The sequence below is a fragment of the uncultured Granulicatella sp. genome (genome assembly GCF_963521425.1).
Lineage (GTDB): Bacteria > Bacillota > Bacilli > Lactobacillales > Aerococcaceae > Granulicatella.
Window position 1 is genome coordinate 1 of sequence record NZ_CAUQUN010000004.1, and the last position, 14,401, is coordinate 14,401.

Annotated in this window: 13 protein-coding genes and 1 other annotated feature; all 13 genes read right to left on the reverse strand. The window is 31.5% G+C overall.

All coding sequences use genetic code 11. The annotated features are described in order from the left end of the window. Nucleotides 1–257 (reverse strand): DeoR family transcriptional regulator (locus RWO76_RS01775; RefSeq protein WP_314353909.1); only part of this gene is annotated, 257 nt, incomplete at its 3' end. Between the two features lie 76 nt (nucleotides 258–333). After that, the gene (gene aspS / locus RWO76_RS01780; RefSeq protein ID WP_314353911.1) at nucleotides 334–2,091 is read right to left on the reverse strand and encodes an aspartate--tRNA ligase; all 1,758 of its coding nucleotides are present in this window, start codon (nucleotides 2,089–2,091) and stop codon (nucleotides 334–336) included. 15 nt (nucleotides 2,092–2,106) lie between these two features. After that, on the reverse strand, nucleotides 2,107–3,423 hold the full coding sequence (hisS, locus tag RWO76_RS01785) for a histidine--tRNA ligase (protein WP_314353912.1): 1,317 nt from the start codon (nucleotides 3,421–3,423) through the stop codon (nucleotides 2,107–2,109). Between the two features lie 59 nt (nucleotides 3,424–3,482). Further along, nucleotides 3,483–3,690: a binding site (T-box leader), on the reverse strand. Nucleotides 3,691–3,773: 83 nt separating this feature from the next. Then, entirely contained in the window at nucleotides 3,774–4,766 is a 993-nt protein-coding gene (locus RWO76_RS01790; RefSeq protein ID WP_314353913.1) for a glycosyltransferase family 2 protein, read from the reverse strand. Nucleotides 4,767–4,775: 9 nt separating this feature from the next. Beyond that, nucleotides 4,776–6,215, reverse strand: coding sequence for a hypothetical protein (locus RWO76_RS01795; RefSeq protein ID WP_314353914.1), 1,440 nt, complete (start codon nucleotides 6,213–6,215; stop codon nucleotides 4,776–4,778). A gap of 138 nt (nucleotides 6,216–6,353) precedes the next feature. Further along, on the reverse strand, nucleotides 6,354–7,772 hold the full coding sequence (locus RWO76_RS01800; RefSeq protein ID WP_314353916.1) for an ATP-binding cassette domain-containing protein: 1,419 nt from the start codon (nucleotides 7,770–7,772) through the stop codon (nucleotides 6,354–6,356). Then, a complete protein-coding gene (locus RWO76_RS01805) occupies nucleotides 7,772–9,286 on the reverse strand; it encodes an ABC transporter substrate-binding protein (protein ID WP_314353918.1) in 1,515 nt (504 codons plus the stop codon). Before RWO76_RS01805 ends, RWO76_RS01800 begins: the two co-directional genes overlap by 1 nt. Then, on the reverse strand, nucleotides 9,283–10,071 hold the full coding sequence (locus RWO76_RS01810) for an ABC transporter permease (protein ID WP_314353919.1): 789 nt from the start codon (nucleotides 10,069–10,071) through the stop codon (nucleotides 9,283–9,285). Before RWO76_RS01810 ends, RWO76_RS01805 begins: the two co-directional genes overlap by 4 nt. After that, nucleotides 10,068–11,003, reverse strand: coding sequence for an ABC transporter permease (locus RWO76_RS01815; protein ID WP_314353920.1), 936 nt, complete (start codon nucleotides 11,001–11,003; stop codon nucleotides 10,068–10,070). Before RWO76_RS01815 ends, RWO76_RS01810 begins: the two co-directional genes overlap by 4 nt. Before the next feature lie 13 nt (nucleotides 11,004–11,016). Continuing rightward, on the reverse strand, nucleotides 11,017–11,748 hold the full coding sequence (locus RWO76_RS01820; RefSeq protein WP_314353922.1) for a class I SAM-dependent methyltransferase: 732 nt from the start codon (nucleotides 11,746–11,748) through the stop codon (nucleotides 11,017–11,019). Further along, nucleotides 11,748–12,524 carry a class I SAM-dependent methyltransferase gene (locus tag RWO76_RS01825; RefSeq protein WP_314353923.1) on the reverse strand — a complete coding sequence of 259 codons (777 nt, stop codon included), beginning with the start codon at nucleotides 12,522–12,524 and terminating at the stop codon, nucleotides 11,748–11,750. The genes RWO76_RS01820 and RWO76_RS01825 overlap by 1 nt, the downstream gene beginning before the upstream one ends. A 157-nt stretch (nucleotides 12,525–12,681) precedes the next feature. Further along, nucleotides 12,682–13,809, reverse strand: coding sequence for a 3D domain-containing protein (locus tag RWO76_RS01830; protein WP_314353925.1), 1,128 nt, complete (start codon nucleotides 13,807–13,809; stop codon nucleotides 12,682–12,684). Nucleotides 13,810–13,884: 75 nt separating this feature from the next. Next, nucleotides 13,885–14,367 (reverse strand): nucleoside 2-deoxyribosyltransferase, encoded by a 483-nt coding sequence (locus RWO76_RS01835; RefSeq protein ID WP_006702719.1) that lies wholly within the window; start codon nucleotides 14,365–14,367, stop codon nucleotides 13,885–13,887. Nucleotides 14,368–14,401: the final 34 nt, after the last annotated feature.

The window sequence follows — 14,401 nt, forward strand, 5'->3', positions numbered from 1 at the left end:
GCAATATTTTTTTTAGTGGAATTGTATTGTTTTTGTTCAATATTTTCTTTTTCAATTTTACCTGAAATATATTTTGCTCCACCATAAAAACGTTCAATCAGTCCTTGATCTTCAAAACGTTGTAAATCTCTACGGATTGTAATTTCAGAAACTTCTAATCTGGCAGATAATTCTTCCACAGATAATTGCCTATGTTCCTGTAATAATTTCAAAATTTCTTGTTGTCTTTTAAACACAACACCTTTGCTATTTTTCATTAGTATTCGTTCCTTTTTTCTCTATGAAGAACAGAGGAGAAGCCTTCATTGACGACTTCTCCATTGTTCATTGATTTTAGCGAATTTTTAATGATAATTCTTGTAATTGTTGTTCAGATACTGGACTTGGTGCTTGTGTCATAGTATCCATTGCTGAACCGTTTTTAGGGAATGCAATCACTTCACGGATGTTGTCTTCTCCAGCTAATAACATAACTAAACGGTCTAATCCTAATGCAATTCCTCCATGTGGTGGGAATCCATAATCTAATGCATCCATTAAGAATCCAAATTGTTCTTGTGCAGATTCTTTTGTGAATCCTAATACATTAAACATTGCTTCTTGCATATCTCTTCTATAAATTCTTAATGAACCTCCGCCTAATTCATATCCATTTAATACAATATCATAGGCTTGAGCTTTAGCTGCTGCTGGATCTTCTAATAACGCATTAAAATCTTCATTCACTGGACGAGTAAATGGATGGTGCATTGCTACATAACGATTTGCATCTTCATCATATTCTAATAATGGCCAATCAACAACCCATAAGAAGTTGAATTTAGATTGATCAATTAATTCATGTTTTCTACCAAAATGTAAACGTAATTCAGATAATGATTGAGCAACAACACTTGGTTTATCCGCACAGAAGAAAATAATATCTCCAACTTCTGCATCTAAACGTTCTCTTAATGCTGTTTCTTGGTTTACTAAGAATTTAGCAATTGGTCCTTTTAGACCATCTTCTTCCACTTTCAACCAAGCTAATCCTTTTGCACCATATTTAGCAACAAATTGCGCTAAGCTATCTGCATCTTTACGTGAATATTCATCTGCTAATCCTTTTAAGTTTAAGGCTTTTACATGTCCACCGTTTTCAACAACTGTACTGAACACTTTTAAATCAGAATCTTTCACAATATCTGCCACATCGATTAATTCTAATGCAAAACGAGTATCTGGTTTATCATTACCATAACGGCTCATTGCTTCAGCAAATGATAAACGAGGGAATGGAGTTGTTACCTCTACTCCTAATGTATCTTTCATGACTTTTTTCAATAAGCCTTCCATCATTTCTTGAATTTCTTCAGCTGATAAGAAGCTTGTTTCAATATCGACTTGTGTAAATTCAGGTTGACGGTCTCCACGTAAATCTTCGTCACGGAAACAACGAACGATTTGGTAGTAACGATCTAAGCCCCCACCCATTAATAATTGTTTAAATGTTTGAGGTGATTGTGGTAATGCGTAGAAACTTCCTTCATGTACACGAGAAGGTACTAAGTAGTCACGAGCTCCTTCTGGTGTTGATTTTGCTAAGTATGGTGTTTCTACATCAATAAATCCTTCAGTATCTAAATATTCACGAATCGCACGAGTTGTTTTATGACGTAAACGTAAGTTTTCTAATACAGGTTTACGACGCATATCTAAATAACGATATTTCATACGTAATTCGTCTGAAGCTACTTTATCATCTTCAATGTAAATTGGTGGAGTTTTAGCTTTTGCTAATAATTCAACATGGTGAACTTCTAATTCCATTGAACCTGTTTTTAAGTTTGGATTTGTTAATCCTTCACCACGTAAAGCAACAGTACCTGTTACTTCAATAACGTATTCAGGACGTAATGTGTCTGCAATTTCAAAAGCTGCTTGGTTATGTTGTGGGTTAAATACAACTTGCATCACACCTTCACGGTCACGTAAGTCGATAAAAATAACCCCACCATGGTCACGACGTTTTTGTACCCAACCATGTAATGTAATTTCTTTTCCTACTAATTCTTCTGTAACTAATCCACAGTAAATTGATCTCTTTTTCATACAAATCCCTACTTTCTATTTTCCAAAATATTCATCGATTGCTGTTGTATCCATTGTTGCTTGGCGGAATAGACTATCAAAATCTTCATATACATCTGCTAAGTCAACTTTTACTTCTTTACCAGTGCTCATTACTTTTAGTGGAACTTGACGACTTGCCAATTCTTCTTCTCCTAAAGTAATCACAACTTTTGCTCCATATTTTTGAGCATTTTTAAATTGAGGTTTTGCTTTTCTACCGAAGAAATCACGGTCCACAGAATAACCTTGTTGCCGTAGTGAGATAGAAAGTTTTAATACTTCTTCTTCTGTTTCTTCTCCTAAACCAACAATATATGCATCTAATTCTTGTAGGTCAGGAATTTCTACTTGTTCATCTTTCATTAATAACACAAGTCTTTCCATTCCTAATCCAAATCCAAACCCTGGTGTTTCTGGACCATCTAATTCTTGAACAAGACCATCATAACGTCCACCACCACAAATCGTTGTTTTAGCACCAAATGATTTTGAATCTGTCATAATTTCAAAAATCGTATCTTGATAATAATCTAATCCACGAACCATTGTTTCATCAATTTCAAATGGAATTTCTAAGGCAGTTAGATATTGTTGCACTTTTTCAAAGTGAGTACGTGCTTCATCTGATAAAAATTCTAAAATACGTGGTGCATTTTTTACGATTTCAATATCACGTTTATCTTTACTATCTAATACACGTAATGGATTTTTATGAAGACGATTTTTAGAATCTTCACTTAATTCTTCAGTAAATGGTTCTAAATAATTAATTAAAGCTTGACGATATGCGATACGGTCTGCAGTTTTTCCAAGTGAATTAATCACTAAACGCATATTAGATAAGCCAAGTTCTTTTAATAAATCCCATGCCATTGCAATTGTCTCAACATCTGTTGCTGGATTTGTTGAACCAAATACTTCCACACCTAATTGGTGGAATTGTCTTAAACGTCCTGATTGTGGACGTTCATAACGGAACATTGGAGCCATGTAATAAACTTTATAAGGTTTCTTATGTTCTGGTCCAAATAATTTATTTTCTACATACGCACGAACGATGGCTGCAGTTCCTTCTGGACGTAATGTAATATGACGGTCTCCCTTGTCATAAAAATCATACATTTCTTTAGAAACGATATCCGAAGTATCACCCACACCTCTACTAAATAATTCATAGCTTTCAAACATTGGTGTACGCATTTCTTCAAATTGATAATCGCCTAAAATAATGCGAGCTGTTTCTTCAATGTAATGCCAAATTTTTATTTCCTCTGGTAATAAATCGGCTGTTCCTTTTGGTTTTTGAATCATTTTATCCCTACTTTCTATGTATAAAAAATATGTAAAAAAAATCCTGACTCAAATGAATGAGTCAGGACGATTAATTTCGTGGTACCACCTAAATTTGAATAGAGTCACCCTCTATTCCTCTACTAAATAACGGCTCTTTTGCCGGAATAACTTTGCATTATTCTCCTCCAGAGTGTCTTTCGATTCTTTCAGTCTTATGAGAAACTTTCAGCCACGATTTCTCTCTCTAATTGCTGTGAATCTACTTGGCTCCTTCATTGGATTTCCTATGAAATTGATACTAATTTACTAAAAAGTTGACTTTTTGTCAAGTAATGTGAATAGAAATGTTAAATTTTGATGATAAAACTTTATTCAATCAATAAACCATGATCGTCTTCACTATTAGTATTTTCTTCATATGTTCTTTTAGAAATAATATATCTTGGTCTATTTTTAGTTTCTAAATAAATTTTTCCTATATATTCTCCAATAACTCCTAAACTAATAAGTTGAACTCCACCTAATAAGCTAACAATAGCATACGTACTAGCCCATCCTGCAACACTTTCTCCTGTAAATTTAGTCCATAAAACCCAAACAATTAGTAGAAAACTAAAGAATGATGTACAAACTCCTAAAATAGTAATCATACGTATAGGTTTTACAGATAAACTTGTAATACCATCAACTGCTAATTTAACCATTTTGTTAAGTGGATAATGACTCTCACCGGCAATTCGCTCTTCTCTTTTATAAGTTACAATCGAATATTGAAAACCAACCAGAGGAACAATTCCTCTTAAAAATAAGTTTACTTCTTTATATTTCCCTAATTCTTCAATAAATCGTTTACTCATCAAACGATAATCTGCATGATTAAATATAATTTCTGCGCCAAAAAAATTCATTAAACGATAAAAACTTTCCGCTGTAAATCTTTTAAAAAAAGTATCTGTTTCTCTATTTTCTCTTACACCATATACAATATCAGAACCTTTTTCATAAGCTTCTAGCATTTTATTTATACAATGAATATCATCCTGTCCATCTGCATCAATGGTAATAACTACATCTGCATATTTTTTTGCCTCGAAAATCCCTGCTAGAATACTACTTTGGTGTCCACGATTTCTACTTTGGCTAATTCCAACAACAAATTCATTTTTTGAATATTCTTCTATTAAACTCCAGGTATCATCAGTACTTCCATCATTCACAAACATCACTCTTGATTGTTGCGAAATAATTTCTTTTTCTACCAATTCTTGAATTTTATCTTTAAAAATTACATTAGTAAAAGGTAAAACTTTTTCTTCATTAAAACATGGAATAACTATATATAAGATTGGCTTTTTCTTCATTGAAACTCCTTAATTATTCTTTAATTTATAAATACTCATACTTTCAACTTCTTTTTCAAAATCATAGAATTCTTTTATATATTCTTTAATAAATTCATCTGTTAATCTATGATAGTCCCATCTCGAATCAAAAACAATATATTTCGGTGGATTGTTTAGAATAGAATTTTTAAAATCATCCATTAAAGGTGTTTCATCCTTTAGCGAGGGAATAAAGAAGAATTTAGTACTAGATAATCGATCGCTTTCTAAATAAATAATCCCATTCATTCTATGAGAATATATTCTATCATCCTTATTTGTATGAGTACGAATATAGTTAGCTACTTCTCTTTCATTAACAGACAAATCTTCATAATGATGGGATATATTATCTTTTATTTCCATTAAAGGATGATAATAAATGATACTCATTCCAATTAGTAAAATTACAAGTCCATATTTTGATAAATAACTGTTGAAATGATCCATAAAAATACTGATAAAAGGTACATATAATGGAATAAGTACCAATAAATAATGGAAATATGTTCTCTTAGAGACTAATGCAACCACAATACAAAAAATCACTAATATATTATAAGCAATGACTTTCCAATGATATTTTTTTAATGCTAGTAAACTAGATAACACTATTAATAGGTTAATTTGTAATTGATTTGTTTGTAATAAATACCATTCAATTACTTCCTTTAGTGAATACTCACTCGGCTGTTTCGAATAAATCATATTTACAATAAAGGATTGATAAAACATATCAGTCAATGCACCATTCATCATTAAATATAGGAATAATGGTACAAGAATTAGAAGAATGCCACTTAAAAATAATCCTATTAATTGAAATAGTTCTTTCACCTTTTTCTGATAGAGTAAACATAAAGTAATATATAAACTGAAAAATAACCACATTCCTACCATATTAGCTTTCGTAAAAAATACGATAGAAAAAAATACACCATTTAGAATGACTTCAATCGGTTTAATTTTACTAGTTAATGCATAGTTTAAAAAGACAAATAAAGAATAGCTAATACAAGGTAAAACATACCCTTCTAATCCCCAACCACCTTCAAAAAAATTCTCAAAAATAATGAACACGATAGCATTAACCAATATAGAGATTGTTTTACTCGAAAATAATCGTGAAATATGATAAGTCCAATAAAAAAATAAATAAATACTAAGTAAATATAAAGCTTTTATCCCCAAAGGACCGGCAATAAAGTATCCTAAAGCATTAAAAATAAAAATAAACGGTCCTTTATGATCAAATAAATTAGTATACATCATTTGACCATGATTCATAGCATAACCAAAATATTCAAAAATACTAGCATCATAAAGTGCTAAGCCTTTTCGAACACTTGTTGTCATTGATAACCAAACTAAAATCGTAAAAACAAAGGAAACAAAATGACTAATAATAAAATCCTTTTTTAATTTCACAAACATCCTCCTAAAGATATAAAACTATATCCATATTATATCATAATCTCATAAAAATCGTTTAATATCTTTTATACTTAGGAAAGCTAAAAATCCCCTACTATCTTATTAGTAAGGGATTCTCAAATTGTATTGTTCTTAGTCTTCTGTAATAACATTCTCCATCAATTGACCCTCATTTAAAACAATAATATTTGAACAAATCGCTTCAATCAACGACTGATTATGGCTAATCAATACTATGGTCATATTAGTTTCTTCTTGAACTTTTTGTAACACTTTTATAACTTTTTCCTGATTCGCATCATCTAGTGAACTTGTTATTTCATCACAAATTAAGCATTCTGGTTGTGCTAAAATAGCCCTTGCAATCGCACAGCGTTGACATTGTCCTCCAGATAATTGATGAGGATATTTTTCTAACCAATCGAATTCTAACTCTAGTTTTATAAATAAATCCTGTATCATTTGAATCCGTTCTGGACGTTTTTTTATTTTTCGCATAAATTTTAACGGTTCTTCTAAGCTTTTCACTATCGTTTGATTCGGATTAAAAGCTAATAAACTATTTTGGAATAAATATTGAACTCTTCGGTAATAGCTTTGTTTTTCATGAGTCAATACTTCTCTTAATTCTTTTTCTTCAATTTTGATATTACCTTCATATGGAATAAAGCCAGATAAAATCTTTGCAAGAGTTGTCTTCCCTGCTCCTGAATGTCCGATGATTCCTGTTACTTCATATTTTGGAATATCAAGTGTAAGATTTTGAAGAATTACATCCTCAACTGTATAATTATTTGTTACATTTTTCAATTGGAAGAATATTTCTTTTTTCTTATTAGATAAATGATTAAAATTGAAATTCTTAAGAGATTTATTCTTTTGTACTACTAATTCGCCCTCTTCTAAAGTTAACACTTTTGTACAAAATTGATATGCTAACTCTCGTTGATGCGTCACCATAATCGTTGCGGTGTGATATTCCTTTGCAAGATTAAGAATTAATTGCATCATCTCCATTTGCAATGGAACATCTAAAGCACTAAAAGGTTCATCAGCAATGATTAATTTCGGCTGATTGATAAACGCCATTGCAATCATCACTCTTTGTAACATTCCTCCAGATAATTCATGAGGATATAATTGTAATACTTTTTCTTCTAATTGAACCATTTTCAGAATTCCCACAATTTTTTGTGGATTTTCTTGTAATATTAATTCTTCCAACTGTTGTCCAATTGTAAATAAAGGATCTAAACTGTGTTGTCCATTTTGAAAAATGATGCCAATATCCTGCCTTAAATATTCTCTTCTCTGTTTACTAGATAATGTCAGCCAGTTTTCTTCTAAAAACTTCATTTCACTTGCATTCATCATTACCTTTTGATGAACATTTCCAAGTAAACATTCTAAAAAAGTCGATTTTCCAATCCCAGACTCACCAATAATCCCGATGACTTCCCCTTCTTTAATTGAAAAGTCTAAATTTTTAAGGACTACTTCCTGTCCATATGAAGCATTTAATTGTTTGACTTTAAAAATTGTCTGTTTCATTAATCTTTTACCAATTTATTCGTAATATGATAGAAATCAGATGGAGAAAGTTCAAAATTGTGAATATAATTGTTCATCGCCCCATGTAAGTTGACAAATCCAATGTAATCTACAACTGCTTCTTCTCTTGCATAGTCTTGAATTTCTGCCACTTCACTACGTGTTTTATCAGCATCTACTTCATGACCTAAGGTAGAAATTTTTTCATCTAACCATTGGTCTGAATTTTTTACATAATTCAAGGCTCCTTCACTAGATAAAGTTGCATTTAGGAAGTAATGAGGATCTCCCGTTGGTAATGTTAATGCTGAAGCTAATGCGATGTCATAATCTAATTGATTTAATCCATCGACTTTTTCTTGAATATCAATTTTTAAATCAATTCCCACTTGTTTCAATTGTTGTTGTAGTGCCGTAGCAATTTTTTCATTAGCTAATCTCTTATATGTTTTTAGAACAATTTGTAACGGTTCATTTTGTGCATTCAGCAAAATACCATCTGCATTTTTAGCTTTATAGCCGGCTTCTTCTAATAATTTTGTCGTCATTTCTGGTTGGTATTGTTTATTAGCAAATGTACCACTTGAATAAATACTTGAATCTAAAAAGGCTCCATCTGCAGGTGTTACATGACCTTTTAAGAAATCTTGTGTTAATTCTTGTTTATTAATCGCATGTAAAATCGCTTGACGAACTTTTTTATCTTGTAATCTTGCTTTATTCAATTCTAAATGGTACGTTCTCGTACTTGGTTGATTATACACTTGAACTGAAGAATCTTTCATTAATGAATCTGCCACATCATTATTTAAATCTAATCCACCATCAACTTCTTTTGATTTAATCGCTAATTCCAATGTTTTTTGATCTGGAATTAATTGATAATGAACTTCTTTAATCGATGCATTACCATCCCAATAATGAGTGGAAGCCATTAATGAAATAGAATCATTTGGTTTAAATTCAGTCACTTCATAAGGACCTGTTCCTATAATTTTATCAGTACTTGTTACATCTATAATAGCTGTTTTAGCATCCACTAATTCATGAATAAATTGAGGACTTGGTTTTTCAGTATGAACTGTAAAAGTGAGAGAATCATTAGCTGTATAAGTAGCTGTTTTAAAAATTTTTCCTGATTTATGATTTTCTCCTACTCTTTGAAGGCTAGCAATAACTGCATCACTATTAACAGGATTTCCATTAGAAAAAGTGATATTTTCCTTTAAATGAATTTCCCATGTTTGATCATCAATCTTCTTATAAGAGGATGCTAACCATGGTTCTACATCAAAGTCCTTTGTTAAACGGAATAATGTTTCACCAATTCCAAAACGAATCGTATACCAGCCTTCCCAATCTTTTGCTGGGTCAATTCCTGCTGTAAATTGAGAATACCCAATTTTAAACGTTGAATTTTGGTTACTTTCTTGTTGTTGTGATGTTGGTTGTACAGGTGCACATCCAACTAATACTGCTGTTGCGACTGTTAAAAATAAATTTCTTAATTTCATAAATTTCTCCCTTTCTTCTGTAGAATCCAATAATGAATTCTGTTAAAAATAATAATCGTTATCGTAATCGCAAGTCCTGGTGCAATCATTAACCATGGCGCTTGTTCAAATGATAATCTTCCCTCATTTAACATTGCTCCCCATTCTGGTTGAGGAACTTTTACACCGATCCCTAAAAAAGATAATGTTGCTAAACTTAAAATAGTACTTGAAATATTGACGAGCATATACGTCACTAATGGTCGTTGAATATTTTTAAAAATCGTCATCATCCGATACCATAATGGAGCTCCTTGCATATACATTACGGTCACATATTCTCGAACTTTGATTTTACGAATTTCTCCTCTTGTTAATTTGGCATAATACGGTAAATAACTAATAACAAGAGCAATAACTCCATTTCTTAACCCTCCACCTAATACTCCAGCTACCGTAATAGCTATTAGTAAACTAGGAATGGCTAATAAAATATCTACCATACTCGTTACTATTCTGTCGATCCAACCACCAAAAATCCCTGCTAATCCTCCTAATAGCATGCCTCCTAAATATGATAATGCTACAATTAATAGAGAAGCTCCAATAGAATATCTAGCTCCTACTATCACTCGAATAAAAACATCTCGACCAAAATCATCCGTACCAAACCAATGGTTAGAATTTGGTGGACTTAACAATTCATTGGCATTCATTGTTTCGTAGTTTAAAAATAATGTACTCCACAATAGTAATGCAACTACTAAAACAATCGTTCCAATTCTCCATTTTCTTATATCTATCATGACAACTCACCGCCTTTTATACGGGTATCTGTCCTATTTTGTAATCCATCGGAAATTTGAGTGAGCACTAAATATAAAAAGCTAATACAAACTACAATCATTTGTACGAGTGGATAATCTCTTGAACTAATACTATCCATTAATAACTTCCCAATTCCTGGCCAATAAAAAATAGTTTCTACTACAACGACACCAGCCATTAAGGAACCAAACGATAATAAAATAATGGTTATCATCGTAGGAAAGATATTTTTCAATAAATGCCGTTGAAAGATTTTTGATTCTTCCATTCCACGGTAATAAAGCACTTTAACATATTCCTGTTGTAATTCATGTTCTAACAACGCTGAAAATTGTTGAATAAATTTTGCACTCATGGGAATAACAATCGTAATAATCGGTAATATTAATCCACTACCACCTTGTTTAGCTAGTAATGGAACCCATTTTAATTGAACACTAAATACATACATTAAGAAATAACCAATCACGAAAGACGGTAATGACATTTTGAAAAATAAAATCAATTGAAAGATTGATTTTAAAATCCGGTTTTGACATCGTACAAAAAATATAGACAAGGGAATCGAGATTCCTAATGAAATCACTAATGTTATGACTGCCAATTGAATCGTATTTATAGCTGCTGGAATCAATAATTTCTCAGTTGGAATATCTGACATTAAACTCTTTCCAAAATCTCCTTGAAGAAATCTAAAGAGCCAATTTCCATATTGTACAAGTAAAGGTTGATTCAATCCCATTTCCTCACGCATGAGCGCAAGTGCCTCAGTTGAAACTCTCCCTGTTCCTGCTGACATTTTGACAGAAGCTGGATCACTAGGTGCTATATGAATGAGTAAAAATACAAAAAATGAAATGCCAATAAAAAGTATAAATACGCTTAAAAGTCTCTTCATTACTTTAAACATTTACTTCCACTCCTTACTTTTTAGCACATAGTAAGAATAAAGGTGTTGGATTATAAAATTCATCTTTTTCCAAATAAATCCTTTGGCTAATCGATCGATCAATTTGCAGAGAGTCCACTTCTTGATTTAATAAATATTGCACATCCCATTGAGGTCGTACTTCACTAGAAATAGATAAGCTTCTTTGAATCATTTCGCATTCTGTTAAAGTATCTTGACTTAAATGATGATGTGCATGATGCTGTGGTAAATGACTCGTATCCGTCATACTCGTAGCACCGTAATTTCCATCAATATTAATAAGGTTTCCACCTTTTTTCAACACTCGAAGCCATTCACGATAAGCTCTCGGAACATCTGGTAATGTCCAAGTAACATTTCTTGCAATGACAATATCAAAACTTTCATCAGCAAATGCTAGATTCTGAGCATCCATGACTAAAAATTGCGCATCAAACTTTTCCTGTTTAGCAAAAACAGTCGCTAAATGAATCATTTCCTTTGTTAAGTCAATTCCAATAACTTCATGTCCCATTTGACTTAAAATTCCTGTAAAAAATCCTGTTCCACAACCAATATCTAAAATTTTTAATGATTTTTCTTGTGGTAAATATTTTTTAAATTCTGTAATCCATCTATTCTTTAATGGACTATGAAATTCTCTTGTTCGTTGTTCTAAAAAAGAAGAACTTCGATTTGTCCAATAATTTTCAACTCGTTCATGTATAGTTTGTTCCACTGTCATCATACATCTCCCTTTACGACTTTGATACAAAACATTGGTGTTGCACCATAATTTAATTGTTCTTCATAATCCCACACTAAATCTCCAAAGTTTTCTTCTGTTTCTACTGAAATACCTTCCAGTGAGGAAAAATACTCCATATCCCATTGAGGTCTTTGTTGATAAGTTAAAGGCAATTGTTGAACAATCCAATCCATTTTTTTCTCATCAACACCTTCGCCTTGCCAATAATCTTCTAACTTTTCTTCTATAGCTTTTTTCCGTTTTGCTTCAAATTCTTTTTCTAATGTTTCATTCTGAAGAAATGCATACCAATTCGCATCAAAAATAAATAAAGCTCCATTGGGTTTCAAAACTCTTAACCATTCTGAATAAGCTTGTTGAGGTTTTTCTAAATTCCAAGTTAAATTTCGACTAACAATGATATCAAAACTTTCTGAGTCAAACTCTAACTTTTGAGCATCCATTTGAATGAGTTGTATACTTGAATGTTCTTTGCCATATTGTTGAATATTCTCTTTGGCAACTTCTAGCATTTTATTGGAAACATCAATAGCTGTTATAGTTGTATAACCTAATTCTTCTAAAATAATAGAAAAAAATCCAGGCCCTGTTCCTATATCTAATACTCTAAGATCTTGATTAGCTGGTAACAATCGTTTCAATTGTTCTTTCCATCTTTCTCTTTGAATTCCTTCTAATTCTTTTTGATTTACTTTGGAATATCCTGTATAACGATGATTCCAATAGTTTTGTATTTCTTCTAATAGGTTCACATTTGTTACTCCCTTTTCACCTTATTTTTGTAAATTCTGTTACAAGTTTATCAAAGAGTTTTTAAATTAATGTTAACAAATCATCACATCAAAATTATATTTTTTAATAAAACGTATGTTAACAAAAAAGAATTCCAGATTAAATCTGAAATTCTTCTTAATTCATCACTTTTATCGTAATTTTTCTTCTTCCAAAATCCATTGCTTGTTGTACTTCAGGATAATGTACATCAATTCGATTTCCTTTAATATCTCCACCTGTATCACCAGCAATCGCAATTCCATACCCTGGAACTTCTACTAAAGTTCCTAAAGGAATTTGAGTAGGATCTACTGCAATCACATTAGGATTCGATCTTAAATCAATTCCCATCGCAGTATAATAACTTAGGCCTGCTTCTTTATAAGAATAGGCAGTTGCTTCTGCTGCAAATTCTTTGCCGCTCGATGTAGATTTTACTTCATTTGAAACTGTCTGAGCCTTAGTAGAAGTCTCAGCACTTCCTTTAGATTCAATATTTTTTTCAACAGTTGAAGCTTTGACTTCAGTTGCATGAACTTGTTTTGTTTCCTGAACTACTGCATCTGTTTTCTTTTCCTCAGAAGCATGGTGCGTCGTTGGTTCAGTATTTTCACTTAATTGTTGAACTTTACTTTCCTGTTCATGTATCGCAAACAATGCTTCTTTATTTTTCGCAAGATTTTGTTTTAACACTTGAATGCTATTCGCATAAAGTGTAGATTCTGTTTGTAAATCATCTTGTTTTTTTAATAAAGTATCTTCAGTATCTTTTAATTCCTTTTGCGAATTTACTAATGTTTGAACATCTTTATGATAATTTTGAATCGTTAAAATATCCGATTTGAATAACTCTTGAATAACAATTAATCGATGAAAGAAATCAGAAATACTTGTTGCTTGCAACAGTTGAACAACTCGTTGATAAATCACACCACTTGATTGTAAAGCTACCATTCTTTCTTTTACGACCGTTTCTTTTTCTTCTAATTTATCTTGTTGTTCATTTATTTGTAGTTCTAATTCTTTCTGATTAGATTTCAATTCATCTAAGTCCTGTTTCAATCTTTCAACTTGTCGGTATTTCTCATTAACATCATTTAATTTTTGAGAAATTTCTTGTTCTAATTGTTGAATCGATTCTTGAGAAATTTCCTGCGCATGAATGGACATTGGATAACTAGTCATTAATAGACATACTAATCCACTAAAAATGAAACTTTTTCTTAATCGTTTATCCAGTACAATACACCACACTTTCTCCATCGTATTCTTCATTATACAATTTACATATAAAAAAAACGTAACAACCTTATTACATTGTTGTTACGTTTTTAGAATTTAAGCCATAATATAAGCAGGTAAAGCTTCTAATAATTCTTGCGTGCTTGAGAATACTTCCCCTCTTAATTTAATGAGACCTACTGTATATAAATTTGCATATGGGAATTGAGATTCAGCAACTTCTTGTAAGGCTACTAATTTTTCTGCATTTTCAGCCCCATATTGACGACTATCACTATATAAAGCCAAAATTGGAATACCAGCTTGATACGCAATTCCAATCTCACTAGCAACACCTGCATCAATAATCGCACCATCTAAAATGGCAATCACTAAGTCAGCATCTAGCAAAGCATCTGTATCATATCTAGCAATCATCGTTGAATCTGCAAAAGAATTTTTATCATTAATCGCCATTTGTTCTTGAGGAAGGTAAACTTCCAATTGCGGATATTCTTCTCGAATTCGTTTAACAAAACTTTCGTTAAAAGCTAATTCCATTTCTGAAAATAATGGACTGGCAAAATAAATTTTTTTCATAGCACTTCTCTCCTATAGCAAATTAAAGTCAATC